Source organism: Luteimonas colneyensis (genome assembly GCF_014836665.1).
Taxonomy (GTDB): domain Bacteria; phylum Pseudomonadota; class Gammaproteobacteria; order Xanthomonadales; family Xanthomonadaceae; genus Luteimonas; species Luteimonas colneyensis.
Genome location: NZ_JACSQJ010000002.1, coordinates 248,974 through 268,108 on the forward strand (window position 1 = coordinate 248,974; position 19,135 = coordinate 268,108).

Consider the following 19,135-nt stretch of genomic DNA (forward strand, 5'->3'; position numbering starts at 1 on the left):
TCCGGCCTGCCGCCGGGGAAGCAAGCGCATGGCAGACTGCGGCTCCCGTCGATACCGGCCTCCGGCGTGACCGAAGACACCATCGCATTGCTGTACGCGTTCTCCGCCGCGCTGGGCGCCGGCCTGCTGGTCGGGCTGGTGCGCGAGCGCGCCCACGCCACCCATGCCACCGCCGGCCTGCGCACCCACGCGCTGGTGGCGCTGGCGGCGGCGGTCGCGGCCTGGCTTGGCACCGGGGTGTTGCTGGTGGCGCTGGCCGCGGTGGCGCTGCTGGCGGCGATGTCCTACCACGCCAGCCACGAACACGATCCCGGCCTGACCGGCGAGGTCGCGCTGGTCGCCACGGCGCTGCTGGGCGCGCTGGCGGTGCGCTCGCCGGGGATCGCGACCGGGCTGGCGGTGGTGGTGGCGGTGCTGCTGTTCGCGAAGCGGCCGCTGCACACGCTGACGCGCGAGCTGCTGAGCGAGCGCGAGGTCTTCGACGGCCTGTTCCTGCTGGCGTCGGCGCTGGTGGTGCTGCCACTGCTGCCCGACCGCGGCTTCGGTCCTTACGGCGCGCTCAATCCGCGCACGCTATGGCTGCTGGTGGTGCTGGTGATGGCGGTCGGGGCCGTGGGCCACGTGGCGCTGCGGGTGATCGGCAACCGCTGGGGGCTGGCGGTGTCGGGCTTCTTCGCCGGCTACGTGTCCTCGACCGCGGCGGTGCTGGGCTTCGGCCAGCGCGCCAAGGAGTCGCCGCAGCTGATGCGCTCGGCGGTGGGCGCCGCGCTGCTGGCCAACCTGGCCTCGCTCACCCTGGCCGTGCCGGTGCTGGGCGCGCTGTCGCCGGCGCTGGTCGCCGAACAGCGCTGGATCCTGGCCGCCGTCGGCGCGGTGCTGCTGGCCGGCGGCCTGCTGGGGCTGCACGCCGGGCGCGAGGACGCGGTGGCGCCGCCGACCGCGCAGACGCGGATGTTCCGCTTCGGCCACGCGCTCGGCTTCGCGGTCCTGGTCGGCGGCATGGTGCTGCTGGCGGCGGCGCTGAACCGGTGGATCGGCGCCGGCGGCGCGATGGCGGCCGCGGTGATCGCCGCCGCCGCCGAGCTGCACGCGTCCATCGCCACCCTGGGCAGCCTGCGCGTGGGCGGCGCGATCGATCCGGCGCAGGGGCGCTGGCTGATGGTCGGTCTGCTGGCCGCGAGCCTGGGCGCGAAATCGGTGCTGGCGGTGGCCAGCGGCGGACGCGGCTACGGGCTGCGGGTGGCGGCGGGGCTGCTGGCGGCGCTGGCGGCCGGCATCGCCGCGGCCGCGCTGGCGCCGGGCTGACGGCGTTCAGATCACGCGCAGGGTGATCGCCTTGAGCACCGCGCGGGTGCGGTCGCGGGTGTCGAGCTTCTCGAGGATGCTGGACACGTAGTTCTTCACCGTGCCCTCGGCCAGGAACACCGAGCGCGCGATCTCGCGGTTGGAATAGCCGCCGGCCATCAGCCGCAGGATCGCAACCTCGCGCGCGCTGAAGGGTTCGCGCGGCGCGTCGGTGGCGTGGAAGGCGTAGCGCGCGCGCACCGGCCCGGTGCTGACCGGCTGCAGCAGGGTCTCCCCGGCGGCGAGGCGCACGATGGCATCGCGCAGGTCCTCGGGCGCGGCGTCCTTGAGCAGGAAGCCCTGGGCGCCGGCCCCGGTGGCGCGCAGCAGCAGGTCGCTGTCGTCGAAGGTGGTGAGCAGCAGCACCGGCGTGGCATCGCCGCGCGCGCGCAGTCGGAGCAGGGCGTCGATGCCGTCGGTGCCGGGCATGCGGATGTCGCTGAGCACGACGTCGACCGGAGTGGTGGCGAGGCCTTCGAGCAGGGCGGCGCCGTCCTCGGCCTCGAAGGCGATGGCGATGCCTTGGCCCTCGAGCAGGGCGCGTAGTCCCGCGCGCACCAGGGCCTGGTCGTCGGCAAGCGCGATGCGCGGCGCACTCATGCCGGCAGGCTCGCGTCGATCTTCAGGGCGCCACGCGGCGAGGCCGACAGCGCCAGGCTGCCGCCGGCCTCGGCCAGGCGCTCGCGCATGCCGGCCAGGCCGTTGCCTTCGCGCAGCGGCGCCTGCAGGCGACCGTCGTCCTCGATGCAGACGACGATGCGCGAGCCTTCGCGGCGGATGGCGACGTCCAGGTGGCGGGCCTGGCCATGGCGGGCGCTGTTGGTCAGCGCTTCCTGGACCATGCGCAGCAGCGCTTCGGCCACCTGCGGGTCGCCGATGCGCACGTCGTCGGCGATGTCCAGGCGCAGGGCCGGGCGCGGCATCGGGGCGGCCAGCGCGTGCAGGGCGGTGGCCAGGTCCAGGCCGCGGTCCTCGCGCAGCTGCTGCACCACCTGGCGCAGGTCGCCCATGAGCTCGCCGGCAAGCTGGCGGGCGACGTCCAGCCCGGCGTGCCCGGCCAGGCCCGGCTCGGCGGCCAGCGCGCGCAGGTTGAGGGTCAGGGCGGTGAGCTTGTGGCCGGCCACGTCGTGCAGCTCGCGCGCCACGCGCAGGCGCTCGGCGTCGCGCGCGCTGTCGGCCAGCAGCGCGCGGGTGGCGAGCAGGTCGGCGTTGACCAGGGCCAGACGGTCGCGCGCGCGCTCGGCGCTGCGGGCGTAGTGCGCCACCAGCGCGGCAAAGGCCTGGAAGCCGAGGTAGAGCGTCACCTTGAGGCCCGGCGCGGGATGACTGGCCGCGGCGAGCAGCAGGTAGAGCGCGATGTTGAGCGCCGCGGCCACCAGCAGCACCCGCCCGGGCGGGTAATCCATGGCCAGCGCCGCGAGCAGGATGACCAGGATCACCGGTGAAGTGCCGGTGCGTGGCGCGAGCGCGACCACGCCCAGGGCCAGCAGGGCCAGCACGCCGTAGCAGGCCGCGCGCAGCCAGGGCCGCGCGGCGATCGGTTCGAGCAGCAGGAACAGCAGGCTGAAGGCGGCCAGCAGGGTCCAGCCCAGCGGCCGTGCATCGCCGAGCTCGCCATGGATGGAGAGCGCGACCGTGCCCAGGGTCAGCAGGGCGGCGAGATTGAGCGGTTGCAGCGCCGCCTGCAGATAGCCGCGCATGGCCGGTCTCCGCGAAGGGGGTTCCATGCTGCGGCGGGCGGCGTGGGCAATGCAACGCGCGCGGCGGAGAAAGTGACTTCCGGCACCGCGGATCGGTGACCGCCGGGACTGCGGTCGCCGCCGCGCGGGCGGCACGCTGGCAGCACGTCCACGCAAGGCCTGACGCCAATGACCGGATACGCCGCCTTCGTCACCCTGCACATCGCCGCCGGCACGGTGGCGCTGATCACCTTCTGGCTGGCCGCCGTGCTGCGCAAGGGCAGTGCGCGGCACCGGCTCGCCGGCCGTGTCTACCTGCTGGCCATGCTGCTGGTGATCGCCAGCGGCGTGCCGCTGACCCTGCAGCGGGTGCTCGACGGGCAGTCGGCCAGCGCGGCCTTCCTCGGCTACCTGCTGCTGCTGGTCACCACTTCGGTGTGGCTGTCGTGGCGGGCGATCCGCGACAAGGCGCAGCCTGCGCGCTACCTCGGCCGCGCCTACCACGCGCTTGCGGTCGCCAACCCGGCGGCGGGCCTGGCGGTGCTGTGGCTGGGACTGGAGCGCGGCAGCCCGCTGCTGGCCGGGTTCTCGCTGGTCGGGATCCTGGTGGGCGCGGACATGCTGCGGCGCCGCCGGGTCATCCCCACGCAGCCGCGCTGGTGGCTGGAGGAGCACTACGCGGCGATGGTCGGCAACGCCGCGGCCACCCACATCGCCTTCCTCGCCATCGGCCTGCCGCGGCTGCTGCCGGCGCTGCAGGGGCCGTCGTGGTTCTACCTCGCCTGGTTCGGGCCGGTGCTGCTGTCGATCGCGGCCAAGGCCTGGCTCGACCGCCGCTACCGCATCGCCGCGCCGGCCCGGCCTGCGCGGACCGCGCACGCCTGAACCCCGAAGCCTGATCCCACCCGACGACGCAAGGAGCACTCCCCATGACGAGGTCCCGCCGAGCGATGCCGCTCATCGCCGCCGCGCTGCTGGCCGCCGTGTTGGCATGGCCGGCCTTCGCGGTCGAACTGACCGTGGACATCGAGCGCGTGGGCGCACAGACCGGGCGCCTGACGGTGTTCCTGTACGACTCGGAAGAGGCCTGGAACGGCAAGCGCGACGCCCTGCGCATGCAGCGCGCCCATCCCGACGGCAGCGACCGGCTGCAGGTGCGCTTCGACGGCCTCAAGGCCGGCCGCTACGGCGTGATGGTGCTGCACGACAAGGACGGCAACCGCCGCTTCGACGTGGGCCCGCTGGGCATCCCGAAGGACGACTACGGCTTTTCCAACAACCCGCCGGTGTTTTCGAAGCCGGGGTTCGAGCGGATCGCCTTCGCGCTGCCGGCCACCGGCATGCGGATCAGCGTGCGGATGAAGTGAACCGGGGCGGGGCGCAGTCCCGGGATCCAACGGCGGCGGTCAGCGGCGGTCGAACGTCCACTCGAGCCCGAGCAGCCAGGTGCGTCCGGCGCCGGGTTCGTAGAAGCGGCCGTTGCCCTCGTTGACGATGACCGAGCCGACGTGGTCGCGGTCGAGCAGGTTGTCGATGCGCGCGAACAGGCGCAGCGGGCCGGTGGCGGTGGGCCAGCTGCGCGAGGCCTCGGCGTGGAGCAGGCCGTAGCCCGCGGCCGTGCCGGTGCCGGCATCGTTCACCACCACGTCGCCCATGGCCTCGGCCTCGAGCGCGGCCGACCAGGCGCCGCCGTCGTTCCACTGCAGGCGTGCGAAGGCGTGGCGCTCGGGGACGCCGGGAATGCGTCGGCCGGCGACGATCGCGCCGGCGTCCGGATCGCCGCCGCGGAACTCCGCTTCCAGCTGCGTGGCCGCCAGCTGCAGGTCCCAAGCGTCGCCGAGCGGCTGCCACCAGGACAGCTCGACGCCCTGGCGGCGCGCGCTGCCGGCGTTGCGGTAGCTGCTGCGTCCGGCGACGTTGGCCGCCACTGCGATCTCGTCGTCGGTGTCGGCGCGGAACAGCGCCGCTTCCAGCCGGCCCCCGGACGGCGTGCGCCACTTCATGCCCAGCTCGACGTTGTCGCTGACCGCGGGGCGCAGGCCGAAGGCGAGGCCGGCGCCGCCGTCGGTGCGATACGACAGCTCGTTGAAGGTCGGCGTCTCGAAGCCGCGACCGGCGGAGGCGTAGAGGCGCAGGTGCTCCGAGGGCGCGAAGGTGATGCCGGCGACCGGCGCGGTCTCGGCGTAGTCGACGCGGCCGCTGTCGTCGGGATTGCCCGCGGTGACGTAGCGGTCGCGCGAGGTGAACGTGGCCTCGCTGCGGCGCGCGCCGAGCAGCAGCGACCAGCGCGGCGCGAACCGCCACCAGGCCTGCGCGTAGAGATCGTCGGACTCGACCTCGTTGCGCTCGTCGCGGCGCAGAGTGCCGCGCACGCCCAGCGACTCGCCGACGAAGTTCTCGAAGCCGCGACGGTGCTGGCGCTGGCGCTCTCCGGACACGCCCGCGGCGAGCTCCAGCGGACGGCCCGCGAGCGCGCCGCTCCAGGACCAGCGCGCGTCGTATCCGGCGTAGCGGTTGTCGAGGTCGATCACGCCGCCGGAATGCAGCGGGTTGCGCTGCGGCGCCGGCGGGATCGGCAGCACCTGGGTGACCTCGCGGTCGCCGCCCCAGGCCGACAGGCGCAGCGCCTGTGCATCGCCGAAGCCCTGCTCGAACACCGCGCCCGCCTGCGACTGGCGCACGCTCTTGCGGGTGTCGTAGACGTAGGCGTTGGCCACGGCCTGGCGCGGGTCCTCGCGCATCTGCGCGGCGGTCAGGCCCAGCGGATCGCGCGCCTCCGGGATGTCGACGTGGTTGAGCACCAGGTCCAGGCGCCGGCGCCCGCCAAGGTCGAAGCCGAGCTTGAGGTTGGCCACGTCGCGACGCGCCGCGGAATGGTCGCGCCAGCCGTCGGTGTCCAGGCGCGAGACGGCGAAGTTGTAGCCGACCATGTCGTTGCCGCCGAGCAGGCGCGCCGCGCCGGTCCAGGTGCCGTCGCTGCCCACGGTGGCGCGCAGCCGCCAGGGATCGCCGGCCTCGCCGTCGGCGCTGTGGATCGAGACCACGCCCCCGGAGGAATTGCCGTGCAGCGCCGAGAACGGCCCGCGCAGCACCTCGATGCGCTCGGCGCCGGCGAGGCTGAAATGCGAGAGCTGGCCCTGGCCGTCCGGCATCGACGCCGGGATGCCGTCGGCGTACAGCCGCAGGCCGCGAACGCCAAAGGTCGCGCGCGCGCCGAAGCCGCGGATCGACAGCTGCGTGTCCTGGGCCAGGTTCTGACGGTCGCGCGCGAGCAGGCCGGGAATGCCGCGCAGCGCCTCGGAAACGTCGGCGTCCGCCGTGGCGCGCGGGCCTTCGAGGTCGATGGTGGCGGTGGAGGCGGGCGTGTCGAAGGCCGGCACGGTGCGCAGGCGGGTGGCTTCGACGACGACGGCATCGAGGGTGGTGGCGTCCTGCGCGAGCGCCGGGGCGGAGGCGAGGGCTGCGGCGATGGCGAACGGGAGGGTGGCCAGCGCGACGGCCGGCATGCGGTGCAGGGGTGAGGCAGTCATGCGGGCATTCTCGCCCGCGGGGTGAACGTGGCGACGTGAGCGCCGGCCGCACCCGCGGAACGGTGTGGGTGCAATGCTGCGGCCCGAAGCTGTCGCGGCTGCAGCCGCTCCTGCAGTGGCGCTGCCCGGGGTCGCGTCAGTTGGGTCCGGCGACGTGTACCGGGCAGGCTCAGACGTCGCCGTCGGTGGCCCAGCCTTCGCCGGTGCCGCGCTGGAAGACGGTGTCGGATTCGAGCACGGTGCCCGCCGGGATCGACGGCTGTTCCGCCAGGCGCGCATAGATCGGCGTGAAGTCGGGCTCCGTCGCCGCCATCAGCTGCTCGAAGCTGTCGATGACGAAGTAGGTCTTCTGGTAGGTGTCGATGCGATAGCGCGTGCGCATGATGCGCTCGAGGTCGAAGCCGACGCGGTTGGGCGCCGCCGACTCCAGCGAATGCACCGACTCGCCGCTGGACGACACGATGCCGCTGCCGTAGATGCGCAGCCCTTCCGCCTCGCGGATCAGCCCGAATTCCACCGTGTACCAGTACAGCCGCGTCAGGTTCTGCAGCGCGTCCGCGCCGATGCCGTGCGCCTTGACCCCGCCGCGCCCGTAGGCCGCCATGTAGTCGGCGAACACCGGGTTCATCAGCAGCGGCACGTGGCCGAAGAGATCGTGGAAGAGATCGGGCTCCTCGATGTAGTCGATCTGGTCGGGGCGACGGATCCACCACGTGACCGGGAAGCGGCGGTTGGCCAGGTGCTCGAAGAAATCGAGCTCCGGCAGCAGGCCCTCGACGCCGATCAGGCGCCAGCCGGTGGCCGGCTCCAGCACCGCGTTGAGGTCGTCGTACTTCGGGATGCGGTCGGGCGTCATGCCCATCGCGTCCTGCGCGCGCAGGAACTCGTCGCTGGCGCGGCCGACCAGCAGCTCGCGCTGGCGCGCGTACAGCGTGGCCCAGGTCGCGTGGTCGTCGGCGGTGTAGCTGTCCCAGGCCTGGTCGACCACGCCGGTGGCATAGACCGGCACCTTGCCCTTGTCGGTGTGCAGGTTCTCGACGCGGCGGGGCTGGGCGGGGCCCTGGGCGGACATGGCGGACTCCGGTGGATGGCGGGAGCGGTGGCGGTGGCGGGCATAAACGCAGTTTTCGTGCGCTCCAACCCGGCAGACAATCGACTTTAGCTGGCCACATGCGCAATATGGTTGCCATTCGTGCGTAGCAATCGCGGATGCACGCAACATTCGTGCACCGCAAGGAGGCAGAACGACCCATGCCCGCCACCGACACCAGCCTCGACCGCATCGACCTGCAGCTGCTGGCCGAACTGCAGCGCCACGGCCGCCTGAGCAACGCCGACCTTGCCGAGCGCGTGCACCTGTCGCCGTCGGCCTGCCTGCGCCGCGTGCAGCGGCTCGAGCGCAGCGGCGTGATCGCCGGCTACCGCGCCGAAGTCGACCCCGAGCGCATCGGCCTGGGCCTGACCGCCTTCGTCCGCATCCGCCTCAACCACCACGACGCCGCCGCCGTCGCCGACTTCGCCCGCGGCGTCAACGAATGGCAGGAAGTGGTGGCCTGCCACGCCCTCACCGGCGACATGGACTACCTGCTGCAGGTGATGGTCACCGACCTCGAGCACTTCTCCCGGTTCCTGCTCGACCGCGTGCTCGCCCGCCCCGGCGTCGGCGACGTGAACTCCAGCTTCGTGCTGCGCACGGTCAAGGCGATGCGCGGCCTGCCGTTGCCGGCGGTGTAGATCGCAGCGGCAGCGGACAGGGCAGGCCGAAGCCCGGACTTCAGTCGCGGTCCAGCGGGCTGAGCACGCCACCGGCGCCGCGGCCCAGCACGTGCGTGTAGATCTGCGTCGTCGCCACGTCCTTGTGCCCGAGCAGCTCCTGCACCGTGCGGATGTCGTGGCCGGACTCGAGCAGATGGGTCGCGAACGAATGCCGCAGCGTGTGGCAGGTGGCCGGCTTGTCGATCCCCGCCGCTACCCGCGCCGACTTGACCGCGCGCTGCAGCACCGCCTCGTCGACATGGTGGCGCCGCCGCGTCCCGCTGCGCGGATCCTCCGACAGGCCAGAGGCCGGGAACACATACTGCCAGCCCAGCTCGCGGCCGGCCGTGGGATATTTGCGCGACAGCGCGTGCGGCAGCCAGACCTCGCCATAGCCCTGCGCCAGATCGCGCCCGTGCAGCACCCGCACGCGCTCGATCTGCGCCTGCAGCGCCGCCTCCAGCCGCCGCGGCAGCGGCACCCGCCGGTCCTTGCCACCCTTGCCGTTGCGCACGACGATCTCCCAGCGTCCGAAGTCCACGTCCTTGACCCGCAGCCGCACGGCCTCCATCAGGCGCATGCCCGCCCCGTAAAGCAGCGACCCCATCAGCGCGGCCTGCCCGTCCAGCAGCGCCAGCAAGGCGCGCACTTCCACCGGCGTCAACACCACCGGCAGCCGCTTCGGGCGCTTCGCGCGCGTGACCGAGCCGACCCAGGGCATCTCCAGCCCGAGCACCTCCTTGTAGAGGAAGAGCAAGGCCGACAGCGCCTGGTTCTGCGTGCTCGCGGCGACGTCGTCGCGCACCGCGAGCGCCGAGAGGAAGGCCTCGACCTCCGCGAGGCCCAGCTCGCGCGGATGCCGGCGACCGTTGGCCAGGATGAAGCGCCGCGCCCAGCCGACATAGGCGCGCTCGGTGCGGATGCTGTAATGCTTCGTCCGGCAGCGGATGCGGATCTGGTCGAGGAGGCGGGGAGGGGCGGCGGCGGGAGCGGGGGCGGTGGCGGGAGCACCGTCGGCGGCGCCCGATGCCTCGTCGAGAGGCCGGGAGGAGCCGGATACCGCTTCGTCCATGCGCCGGTATGACATACCGCCCCATCCGTAAGGTACTTTGCGACAGCATTACCGCCCGTTCGGAGCCGCAGAAGGCTCCAAAGGATTGATTCGGGGTGGGATTTTTCCGAAGGTCGGAGGCAGGCTGAGGGGAAAAGGGACCTGCTACATTCCGTTTTTGGAATCTACTTAGTGTTAGACCTGCATGGAAGATTTAGAAGAGTCCGAGATTCAACGTCTGGTTGCCGCGCTGGACACCAGATCGACCTCAGAGGAAGAGGCTGCTTGGGCAAAGCTCAAACCGCTCGGGTCTGACGTTGTCGATCACCTTGCAGATTTCTATCCAAAGGCAAAAACATGGCAAGGCCGCGCATCCCTTGTCTTTCACTCCATCAGATACGCCCGCCAGTCTGAGGCTGCATTCCAGCTCGGCTTGGCTGCGCTTGCGGACAAGTCAACTGTGGTTCGTTATCGCGCCTGCGGACTCTGCGCCTACTCCCAGCGGCAAGACGCCTTGCCAGGCCTTCGGCTTCTCGTTTCTCACAAAGACACAAGAACTGCGGAGGATGCCGCTGCGGCTATTGACGCAATTGAGTATCAGAACCACCATCTGTTCGTAGACCGTACGCACTCGGGTCGCTCATTCTGGGTCGTTAATGAGAGTGATCGGCAGCAGGTCTAACAATTCATTCAAGCCGACGCCGCTTCGCGGCGCGGCTTAATTCAGGTGTTAGGCCTTGCTTCCCGCACTGTTGTTGCCGGGTTCCAGGCATTCTGCAGCGCCTCGCTTATCCGCAGCGTTTGTACCTCGCGCGCGCGGTGCAGGCATTGGTAGTCAGCCCTGCAGAACCTCGGCTTCGGACAGACGGGACTCTTCGCAAGCTTCGACCTGCCGGGTCGGCTTCGGATAGTGCGCGGTGAGAGTTATTGGCCGCGCGCAGGGTGCGTTCCGGCAGCACCAGGTACGGCGCTTGTTGTACTGTTTGCCTCAGGGGTTGGGCTGCCGCACGTCGGGCGCAGGTGCCAGGGAACGGCGGCCTAACGAGTCGTTCAAGCCGATGCCGCTTCGCGGCACGGCTTAACTCTGGTGTTAGGCCGCAGGAACGAGCTATGCGGATACTCATTTCATTAATTGTCGGCCTACTGCTTTCTGCACTCGTCACTGGGGTGGTGCTCACCACTGATGGTGCTGGCGGCATCTGGCATCAGCTCCGTGACATCTTCATCGATCCACCTTTATGGCTGCTCCGGGACGCGCTTCCTGCGCTGTTCCCATCCTTCGTCATAAAGCCTGGCAGTCCTTACAGTGGCGCATCGTTCTTCTTGCTGTTCTTCGTACTCTTCTGGTGGCTTGTTTGCTCTGTATTAGTGTTTGCTATCCGTCGCCAGCCGCCTAACAATGCGTTGAAGCCGAAGCCGCTTCGCGGCTCGGCTTAACTTGGGTGTTAGGCCGCAATGGAGGAATCTCTGATCCCCAAGCTGATCAAGCAAAGGCGGCGGCTGCTACAAAGCTATCTGGTTCACGTTGCGTGGTTCGCCACCATGATCGTCACCGCAATCACACATTCATCCAGAGCGGTGGTCGCCAGTTCCATCTTCTTGGCGCTCATCACGGTTCCGCCAGTCATCGCTTACGCGGCAGCAGTACACCGCACTTGCCGAGCGATTGACCCGAGCGCTAAGACCATCGGGATCGTTCCAATGATCATCATGACGGTTCTGTTTACCCCATTCGAGTCAGGCTTGGTCGTTCCAGCAAAGAACCTTCTGGTCTCGGGCAGACTGGTCCGAGAGCATCCGGCCGAAGCTATGCGGCCTAACGAGTCATTCAAGCCGACGTCGCTTCGCGACGCGGCTTAATTCTGGTGTTAGGCCTTGTTTCCCGCACTGTCGTTGCCGGGTTCCAGGCGATCTGTAGCGCCTCGCTTAGCCGCAGCGTTGGCACCTCGCACGCGCGGTGCAGGCATCGGTAGTCAGCCCTGCAGCAGCTCGGCTTCGGACTGGCGCTACTCTCCGCAAGATTCGACCGGCCGAGTCGGCTTCGGACAGGGCGCTGTGAGAGTTCTTGGCCGCGCGAGCCGCTGGTTTTGGCTTCGGCCCCGGCAAGTGCCAGCCTCAGGCCGTTCGGCCAGACTTGTTGTAGTGTTCGCCTCAGGGGTTGGGCTGTCGCAAGGTCGGGCGCAAGCTCGGAGTGCGGCGGCCTAACAAGTCGTTCAAGCCGAAGCCGCTTCGTTACGCAAAACACATGGCAGGTAAAGCTTGCCATGCGTTTCGCTCCACTACGCGTCTCGGCTTAACTCTGGCGTTAGGCCGCACGGGGGGTGCATGCCTAGATCAAAGTTCAGCCTTAGCCTGATAGCCGCTCTGTGCTTGGCGCCAGGGATGGCACTTAGCCATCCCGGTGGCCTGAACAGCGAGGGATGCCACAATAACCGCAAGACCGGCGACTATCACTGCCACCGCGCCCCTGCGACAGCTCGCCCAGCTCTCCAGCAGAGCAACTTCGCGCCTGCACCCGCAGCTCCGCGCCAACAAGGCGCTTTCGCCAACTGCGCCGCTGCCCGGGCTGCAGGAGCCGCACCGGTCCGCCGTGGTGATCCGGGATATGGTCCGCATCTGGACCGGGACAATGACGGGGTGGGCTGTGAGTAATGCTGCGGCAGGTGCCGGCCTAACAAGTCGTTCAAGCCGAAGCCGCTTCGTTCCGCAAAGCACATGGCAGATACAGCTTGCCATGTGCTTCGCTCCACTACGCGTCTCGGCTTAACTCTGGTGTTAGGCCGCATGTCTGATTCATCGCAAATTTCAGCACTAGAAGCCTCGCACGTCGCTTACAGCGTGTTTCTCTTCACGCTTGAAGCTCTCGCCGGCCCGGCTGAAGAGCAATGCGAGCTCATGGGTGACTACAACACCGCCTGGGAGCTAAGAGATGACGCTCTCGCGGGCCACTACCTAGTCGGCTCTGGCCTTTTCACGGAGCAACAAGAGACTGCGGTTCTGGAGTTTCTAGCGTCAGTGGATCCGGTACCGGTAAATGACATGCCGGCCGGCTCCGGTCGCGCCGCGAATCTTGCCGCTATGCAAAATCCGGCCTGGGAGCCTGTCCGTGGCCTCGCACAACGTCTTCTGGCTACATTGGCGCCAGTGACTGCAAAAAATCGGGCGTATCTTGGCTTGCAAGCGGATGCGCCCTAACAATTCGTTCAAGCCGAACTTTCTTCGTTACACCAAACACATGGCAGAAAAAGCTTGCCATGTGTTTGGCTCCACTACGCAAGTCGGCTTAACTCAGGCGTTAGGTGCCGCACTGAAATGATCGCAACATGAGCCAACAAAGCCCTAGCGATGAGGCCCAGCGGCCCATCCCACCAGCTTGGCGGCACACGTTCCGAGAGATCGTGTCCGCACTCGTCGCCGCCGACTACCGCCTGGAAGCACAAATTGCAGGCGTCGAGCCTGTCTCAATCGAAACAGCCACCCAGATTCGCGACTACCTGCGCGACTACGGCGCTACGTTGGTAGAACTGCCGGAGGCAACTTGGGAGTCTTCGGTCTGCATCTGGACCGGTAGCCACGGGGATGTCATCGTCGACCTCTGGACGCAAGAGGAAGGTCGGAGCGACTTGGTACTCCACGCGCAGGTGGTTGAGACGCAATCGGACATCTCGGTTACTGTCCATTTGGTCTATGTGCCGTAATGGGGCGGCACCTAACAATTCGTTCAAGCCGAACTTGCTTCGTTACACCAAAGCCATGGCAGAAAAAGCTTGCCATGGCTTTGGCTCCACTACGCAAGTCGGCTTAACTCGGGCGTTAGGCGGCATGGACAGTAATCTCGCTCGTTTGATCTCCGATTACCAAGTCAACGTTCGCGCCGCCGTGGAGCTCATGCGGCAATCCGGTATCCCGTTGCCTGCCACGAATACGGACTGGGCTGCAACGGACATTCCACAGCGTGGAGAGTTAAAAGGTGGCGTTGCCTACTTCAAGCATGGCTACGGATGCGCGGTCAGACTGCCCGCGGGCACAGTAGACTTCGACTTCGGGGAGCACGGCGAGATTTATGGCTTTGACGCATGGCGGCTTGTCGGCTTTGCCGGACCAAGACTGCCGGAGTACGGTTTTGTTAGTGAGGCCTCGTTCAATGAGTGCTTCAAGGCAGAGGTGGCGGCAGGCTCCCTGGTGTACTCGGGGTACATCCTTTACTACATCGCGGATGCCGCCTAACAATGCGTTCAAGCCGACACCGCATCGGGGCGCAAACCACATGGCAGGTGCAGCTTGCCATGTGCTTCACGCCCCGCTGCGGCGCGGCTTAACTTAAGTGTTAGGCCTCATGAGCGACACCTTCGACCGTCCAATGTTGTTGCTCTCACTCCAGCGAGCACTTCTCGGTGAGGTGCACGTTGAGTTGCGCCAAGCCTCAATCGAGGCTGATACAACCTCAAAGACCGTTCGGCTCCGCTTCGAGTACGACGGGCCTCCTTCCGAACGGGCATGGGAGAGTTGCTCTTGCTCCGCTGCCGAGGTCATCGCTGACTTTCCGGCGCAGTGGCAACTAGACGAGCAGCACCTTACTGTTCCCGTGCCTGCACCTTTGGAGCCATTGGCCCATGTTGCATATTGTCGGGCCGAGTCTCAGCATGAGGCCTAACAATTCATTCAAGCCGACGCCGCTTCGCGGCGCGGCTTAACTCAGGCGTTAGGCGCTATGAAACGTTTGCCGCAACTTGCAGCTGCCTTCTTGCTACTCCCTGGCCAGGCCTTGGCAACGAACACGCTGTGCGATTTCGACGGAGCGGATAAATCCGGTCGCTACTCGTTCGAGTTCATCGGCTCGGGTGAGATAGCGATGATCCAAGTCAATGAGCCACGCTCCATGCGCTTGGCGAGCTACGACGTCCATGACTTCAGCTATCGCGAGCGGCGCGTACACATTGTGCATGCGGGATCGGACAAGCAGGGCTTCCTGCCTGCATTCACCCTCAAAGGTTCTGGGGAGCATGTGCTACTCAGCATCGCAGGTCGCAGTATCGTCGGAGAACTAACATGTCAGTGGCAACACGACGCGTAATCGCGCCTAACAATGCGTTCAAGCCGAAGCCGCTTCGTTCCGCAAAGCACATGACAGGTACAGCTTGCCATGTGCTTTGCTCCACTACGCGTCTCGGCTTAACTTAAGTGTTAGGGGCTACTGAAATGGCATCGCAAGCTTTGTACCTCGGTACCGTTCTTCTCGCAGCTGTGCTCGGAGGCTGCGCGAGCGCGCCTGCAGGGCCATGCAGCTCTCTCGGCACTTCAGCCTGCGGAGACCAAGCAGCGAACGTTGCCAGAGACGTTGCGGGTTGGCACAACGCACAGCACCCAACTTGCCCCTATGTACGGCCCATCTCAGCGGAGATCCTCCGGCGTGAGAAGGGTTCAGTCGTAGAACACTGGAAGATAGAGGCATGCGATGCCAAGGAGTTCACCTACCGCGCCTATCTCATGCCGTCGGCGGGTGCGCTCACCGTGATGGTCTCGGACGTGCGCCCCGATGATCGCGCAGCCGCCCCCTAACCATTCATTCAAGCCGACGCCACTTCGTGGCGCGGCTTAATTCAAGTGTTAGGCCTGCGGAGCGAGGTATGAGGCTGATTGTTGCAATAGCTGGTGCCGGGTTGCTGCTGCTTGCCGGGTGCGACGCATATGCTGGACATGCCGCTGACGCTATTGAGCAACAGTTGCGTTCATCCTCGTCTGTTTCGTTCTACTTCGTCTCTCGGACCGAGAACTACGACTACGACGCGCGCACAATCCAGTCTGAAGCAAGCGTTCAAGTTCGGCGATCTTGCGGCGCCAACTGTCACAATTTCATGGAACCCGTTCTGGCCAACCTCCGAGCATCTAAGACATCCAGCTGCCTGCCAGGGCAACAGGATCTTTTGATCACGTTCGGCGAATCGCAGATTATTTACAGCTACAGTGGCCGGCACGTCATGTACCAAGATCAGTGCTATTTCAACCCGGAAAGTGTTCACCAGCTCCTCAAGAGTGATGGGTTCTTTTTTCGGTAGCGTCATGGGCCGCAGGCCTAACAAGTCATTCAAGCCGATGCCGCTTCGCGGCACGGCTTAATTCTGGTGTTAGGCGGCACAGGGACCGCACCACACATGATGTCTCAAAAGAAGATTGGCCTTGTCGCAATAGCCACTCCGGCATGGTTCTTGACCGTCTATTTAGTAATGTCGGCTATGCGGCCGGACTACGTACACACCGACCAGGCTATTAGTGAGCTGGGCAGCTTGGATGCACCCAACCTCTGGGCTTGGAACGTTCTCGGTTACATCCTGCCCGGCCTCGCTATAGCACTCTTGGGCATCGGGCTCCGGCGCGAGTTCGTAGGCCGCGGGCTTCCGGCCACTGCCCCAGCAATGGCATTGGTGGCCGCAGGCCTCCTGATGGCACTGTCCGGCGCGTTTCCCGCCAACATGACGGACTTCAAATCCACTACGACGCTCCTGCACTCGGTAGGCAGCTTTGGCTGCTACATCGCGTTCTTAGTAGCAGGCTTCTGGCTGCCTTCGCTGTTCCGGAAGGTCAACTCATGGCATTGGGCAGCAACGCCGTCGCTCGCCCTCGTAATCGCGTCAATCGCTACTGGGTTTCTGCGCTTCGCTGGCATGGCCAGCATCGGTCAGCGCATCACCTTCTTGTGCTTCTTCCTGTGGGTTGCGCTGGTAGGCTGGGCGCTGTGGCGGGCCAACAGCTCCTCGGTGCCGCCTAACAATTCGTCCAAGCCGACGCCGCTTCGCGGCGCGGCTTAACTCAAGTGTTAGGCCGCACATGAAGAGTCCCGCACCTTTCTGCTTTGTCGCTTTGCTCCTCTTCGGGTGCGCTCATAGCCAGCCGGAGCACCCGCGACCATTTTTTCCTCAGCTAGCTTCCCCGCCTCCTGGACTTGAAGAAGTTTGGCTGACGGCAGCTTTCGAAGGCACTCTCGTAGTCGCGGATGGATGCGTAAAGGTCCGCTCATTCGATGGGCAGTTGGACACAACCGTCCTGTGGTACCAAGGGATAGAGTTGGTGCGCGATAATTCGGGGCGGTCCATCCAGAACATCCACACAGGAGAGACCGCAAGATTCAACGTGCCTGCTAAATTCGGTGGAGGGGACGCTTCGGACGAACATGTACAGCGAAACTATCCGGAGGTGGCGCGCCGTTGTGGCCCTCCTTACGCTGTCGGCTACCCGTCAGATGCGCCCTAACAAATCATTCAAGCCGACGCTGCTTCGCAGCGCGGCTTAATTCTGGTGTTAGGCCGCTCTCGGTACTCCACAGCAAGATCGTTCTTTCGGTTGTTTCTTCGGCCGGGTTCCGGCCAGCACCAGCGGTCGCGTCGTTGAGCATCGCTCTGCCTGCTTCCTTGCGCTGGCCGTTGCATCGCAGCTTGCCGGTATCGGCACTCAGAAGCACAGCTGGCTTCGGGTGGCCCGCCAGTCCAAGCGGCTCACCAGGCCCAGGCGCGGACACCCGCCCTCAGCTAGGTTTGGTCGCCAGTCCGCGGCCAAGTTTTTGTAGTGTTTCGGCTCAGGGGTTGGGCTGTCGCGGGTCGGGCGCAAGTGCCGGGCGTCGGCGGCCTAACAAGTCGTTCAAGCCGAATCCGCTTCGTTACGCAAAACACATGGCAGGTAAAGCTTGCCATGTGTTTTGCTCCACTACGCTGCTCGGCTTAACTCTGGTGTTAGGCGTCTCACACACTTCATCGCAACTCGATTTCCCCACCGCAAGAGAAGGAGAACGGCATGGCAGGTTGGTTCGAACTAGGTAATAGCTCGGATGGGCAGTTCCGCTTCGTCCTGAAGGCTGGCAACGCTGAAACCATCCTTACAAGCGAGCTCTATAAGTCGCGAGATTCGGCAGAGAATGGCATTGCATCTGTGCAGTCAAACTCGGCCGACGCTTCCCGGTACGAGAAGAAGGAGTCGAGCAACGGAAAGTCCTACTTCACGCTTAAGGCTGGCAATCACCAGGTCATCGGAACCAGCCAAATGTATGCGTCGGCAGCCTCCCGCGACGCAGGCATTGCGTCCGTTCAAGCCAATGGGCAAACGTCCAGCGTCAAGGTCGTCGCCTAACAATTCGTTCAAGCCGAAACTACTTCGTTACACCAACAACATGGCAGGTAAAGCTTGCCATGTTGTTGGCTCCACTACGCAGTTCGGCTTAACTCAGGCGTTAGGCCTTGTTTCCCGCACTGTCGGTGCAAAAGTCCAGGCGGACTCCGCATCTCGCTCATCCATTGCTTTTGCACCTCGCACGCGCGGTGAGCGGCGTCGGCGGTCGGCCCTGACGCACCTCGGCTTCGGACAGGCGCGACTCTCCGCAAGATTCGACCGGCCGAGTCGGCTTCGGACAGAGCGCAGTGAGAGTTCTTGGCCGCGCGAGCCGCTGGTCCTGGCTTCGGCCCCGGCAAGCGCCAGCCCCAGGCCGTTCGGCCAGACATGTTGTACTGTTCGGCGCAGGGGTTGGGCTGTCGTAAGGTCGGGCGCAAGCTCGGCGTGCGGCGGCCTAACAAGTCGTTCAAGCCGAAGCCGCTTCGTTACGCAAACCACATGGCAGGTAGAGCTTGCCATGTGCTTCGCTCCACTGCGCGTCTCGGCTTAACTCTGGCGTTAGCCGCTGTGAGAGAGAGCTGCGTGGAAACCATTAGCTTCGACGATTTCCTGAAAGTTGAGCTGCGCGTTGGCCGGGTCGTAAGCGCGTCGGTGTTTGCGGAAGCGCGAAAGCCCGCCTATGTCTTGCACGTGGACTTCGGCAAGAACCTTGGCGTCAAGAAGTCCAGCGCACAGATCACGGCGCTCTACCGACCTGAGGAGCTTGTCGGCAAGCTGGTGGTAGCCGTCGTCAACTTCCCTCGCAAGCAGGTAGGCCCTTTAATGTCCGAGTGTCTGGTGACCGGGTTCCATAATGAGCAGGGGGAGGTCGCGCTCTGCGTGCCCGATCAGGCAGTTCCACTTGGTACGAGGCTGCTGTAGTGGCGGCTAACAAGTCATTCAAGCCGATGCCGCTTCGCGGCACGGCTTAATTCTGGTGTTAGGGGGCCACGAATGAACGAAGCTGACCTCATAAAACTCGTAATCGCCTTAGCATCGGCTTTCGCGGGTTGGATCCTCGCTCAGTTCACTAGTGCAGCTAAGACATGGGCGCAACGACGTAAAGTCGCGAAGCTGCTTATTGAAGAACTTCGTGACATTGAAAAGCAAGTCGGCCGGTTACAAATGTTCTACTCCAGGCAGCTCCAAATCGTCGGTGCACAAGGAGTTGGAAATACAACTTCCACTGGCATCTCGAATCCTATCTACAAGAACTATTACAAAGATGCGCTGCTATCGCTCAATCAAGATCAGCGGCTTTCTTTCCAGATGATTCACAGCCTCGTGGATCAGGTAAATACCGGCGTTGAGGAGCTCAAAATGCTCACGACTGACATACAGAACGAGCACGCCGAGAACGGAATGTCCGAAAGAATTGTCAAAGCCGGCGGCATTTGGGGTGAAAAAGTTAAGGCGGAATACTCTCACTGTGCCTCCTTGCTATGGCAGGTCAAGTACCACTTAGGGAATCAGCAGGGACCCGACCTGTCGCCATTCACTAAGGCACACGAGGATTTTTGTCGCTACCTTGAAGAGGCCGACGGGCAAGCCGACAAGCTTATCGAAGGTGGGAAGACCATCGACCCATCCAAATTCGATCGGAAGTACAACCCTGAAGCGTTCAACACAGCCCCCTAACA

Annotated in this window: 21 protein-coding genes; 16 read left to right on the forward strand and 5 right to left on the reverse strand. The window is 65.5% G+C overall.

All coding sequences use genetic code 11. The annotated features are described in order from the left end of the window. Positions 1-66: 66 nt before the first annotated feature. A complete protein-coding gene (locus tag H9645_RS05220) occupies positions 67-1,305 on the forward strand; it encodes an MgtC/SapB family protein (RefSeq protein ID WP_191728673.1) in 1,239 nt (412 codons plus the stop codon). Between the two features lie 6 nt (positions 1,306-1,311). On the opposite strand, the gene H9645_RS05225 is transcribed toward H9645_RS05220, so the two are convergent. Together H9645_RS05225 and H9645_RS05230 are read right to left on the reverse strand one after the other, a co-directional pair. Continuing rightward, complete coding sequence (locus tag H9645_RS05225; protein WP_191728674.1) at positions 1,312-1,944, reverse strand: response regulator transcription factor; 633 nt, start codon at positions 1,942-1,944, stop codon at positions 1,312-1,314. Next, entirely contained in the window at positions 1,941-3,044 is a 1,104-nt protein-coding gene (locus H9645_RS05230; RefSeq protein ID WP_191728675.1) for a sensor histidine kinase, read from the reverse strand. The genes H9645_RS05225 and H9645_RS05230 overlap by 4 nt, the downstream gene beginning before the upstream one ends. 168 nt (positions 3,045-3,212) lie before the next feature. Here H9645_RS05230 and H9645_RS05235 point away from each other — a divergent pair, with 168 nt between their 5' ends. Both H9645_RS05235 and H9645_RS05240 read left to right on the forward strand, forming a co-directional pair. Further along, on the forward strand, positions 3,213-3,908 hold the full coding sequence (locus tag H9645_RS05235; protein WP_191728676.1) for a DUF2306 domain-containing protein: 696 nt from the start codon (positions 3,213-3,215) through the stop codon (positions 3,906-3,908). A 44-nt stretch (positions 3,909-3,952) separates the two neighbouring features. Next, positions 3,953-4,390 carry a DUF2141 domain-containing protein gene (locus H9645_RS05240; RefSeq protein ID WP_191728677.1) on the forward strand — a complete coding sequence of 146 codons (438 nt, stop codon included), beginning with the start codon at positions 3,953-3,955 and terminating at the stop codon, positions 4,388-4,390. A 39-nt stretch (positions 4,391-4,429) separates the two neighbouring features. Here H9645_RS05240 and H9645_RS05245 read toward each other — a convergent pair whose 3' ends face one another. Both H9645_RS05245 and phhA read right to left on the reverse strand, forming a co-directional pair. Beyond that, complete coding sequence (locus H9645_RS05245) at positions 4,430-6,538, reverse strand: TonB-dependent receptor family protein (RefSeq protein WP_425490213.1); 2,109 nt, start codon at positions 6,536-6,538, stop codon at positions 4,430-4,432. Between the two features lie 184 nt (positions 6,539-6,722). Then, positions 6,723-7,625 carry a phenylalanine 4-monooxygenase gene (gene phhA, locus H9645_RS05250; RefSeq protein ID WP_191728679.1) on the reverse strand — a complete coding sequence of 301 codons (903 nt, stop codon included), beginning with the start codon at positions 7,623-7,625 and terminating at the stop codon, positions 6,723-6,725. Positions 7,626-7,804: 179 nt separating this feature from the next. Here phhA and H9645_RS05255 point away from each other — a divergent pair, with 179 nt between their 5' ends. After that, positions 7,805-8,287, forward strand: coding sequence for an Lrp/AsnC family transcriptional regulator (locus H9645_RS05255; protein WP_191728680.1), 483 nt, complete (start codon positions 7,805-7,807; stop codon positions 8,285-8,287). Positions 8,288-8,327: 40 nt separating this feature from the next. Here H9645_RS05255 and H9645_RS05260 read toward each other — a convergent pair whose 3' ends face one another. After that, complete coding sequence (locus H9645_RS05260) at positions 8,328-9,380, reverse strand: integron integrase (protein WP_225218020.1); 1,053 nt, start codon at positions 9,378-9,380, stop codon at positions 8,328-8,330. Between the two features lie 184 nt (positions 9,381-9,564). Here H9645_RS05260 and H9645_RS05265 point away from each other — a divergent pair, with 184 nt between their 5' ends. The 12 genes from H9645_RS05265 to H9645_RS05315 all read left to right on the forward strand — a co-directional run bounded on the left by H9645_RS05265 (position 9,565) and on the right by H9645_RS05315 (position 19,133). Next, positions 9,565-10,041, forward strand: coding sequence for a hypothetical protein (locus H9645_RS05265; protein ID WP_191728682.1), 477 nt, complete (start codon positions 9,565-9,567; stop codon positions 10,039-10,041). A 428-nt stretch (positions 10,042-10,469) separates the two neighbouring features. Further along, on the forward strand, positions 10,470-10,796 hold the full coding sequence (locus tag H9645_RS05270) for a hypothetical protein (protein WP_191728683.1): 327 nt from the start codon (positions 10,470-10,472) through the stop codon (positions 10,794-10,796). Positions 10,797-11,741: 945 nt separating this feature from the next. Beyond that, the gene (locus H9645_RS14335; RefSeq protein ID WP_225218021.1) at positions 11,742-12,011 is read left to right on the forward strand and encodes an excalibur calcium-binding domain-containing protein; all 270 of its coding nucleotides are present in this window, start codon (positions 11,742-11,744) and stop codon (positions 12,009-12,011) included. 746 nt (positions 12,012-12,757) lie between these two features. Further along, positions 12,758-13,057, forward strand: a complete 300-nt coding sequence (locus H9645_RS05280) for a DUF7668 domain-containing protein (RefSeq protein ID WP_225218022.1) — start codon at positions 12,758-12,760, stop codon at positions 13,055-13,057. 34 nt (positions 13,058-13,091) lie between these two features. Beyond that, positions 13,092-13,586: a DUF6896 domain-containing protein gene (locus H9645_RS05285; RefSeq protein ID WP_225218023.1), complete on the forward strand. Its 495-nt coding sequence runs from the start codon at positions 13,092-13,094 to the stop codon at positions 13,584-13,586. Between the two features lie 133 nt (positions 13,587-13,719). Further along, positions 13,720-14,013: a MafI2 family immunity protein gene (locus tag H9645_RS14435; protein ID WP_484497235.1), complete on the forward strand. Its 294-nt coding sequence runs from the start codon at positions 13,720-13,722 to the stop codon at positions 14,011-14,013. A 57-nt stretch (positions 14,014-14,070) separates the two neighbouring features. Continuing rightward, the gene (locus tag H9645_RS05290; RefSeq protein WP_191728686.1) at positions 14,071-14,433 is read left to right on the forward strand and encodes a hypothetical protein; all 363 of its coding nucleotides are present in this window, start codon (positions 14,071-14,073) and stop codon (positions 14,431-14,433) included. A gap of 553 nt (positions 14,434-14,986) precedes the next feature. Further along, positions 14,987-15,415 (forward strand): hypothetical protein, encoded by a 429-nt coding sequence (locus H9645_RS05295; RefSeq protein ID WP_191728687.1) that lies wholly within the window; start codon positions 14,987-14,989, stop codon positions 15,413-15,415. A 99-nt stretch (positions 15,416-15,514) separates the two neighbouring features. Continuing rightward, on the forward strand, positions 15,515-16,165 hold the full coding sequence (locus H9645_RS05300; RefSeq protein ID WP_225218060.1) for a DUF998 domain-containing protein: 651 nt from the start codon (positions 15,515-15,517) through the stop codon (positions 16,163-16,165). Positions 16,166-17,144: 979 nt separating this feature from the next. After that, the gene (locus H9645_RS05305; protein WP_191728688.1) at positions 17,145-17,477 is read left to right on the forward strand and encodes a YegP family protein; all 333 of its coding nucleotides are present in this window, start codon (positions 17,145-17,147) and stop codon (positions 17,475-17,477) included. Positions 17,478-18,038: 561 nt separating this feature from the next. Then, complete coding sequence (locus H9645_RS05310) at positions 18,039-18,377, forward strand: tRNA-binding protein (RefSeq protein WP_191728689.1); 339 nt, start codon at positions 18,039-18,041, stop codon at positions 18,375-18,377. Between the two features lie 72 nt (positions 18,378-18,449). Next, on the forward strand, positions 18,450-19,133 hold the full coding sequence (locus H9645_RS05315) for a hypothetical protein (RefSeq protein ID WP_191728690.1): 684 nt from the start codon (positions 18,450-18,452) through the stop codon (positions 19,131-19,133). Positions 19,134-19,135: the final 2 nt, after the last annotated feature.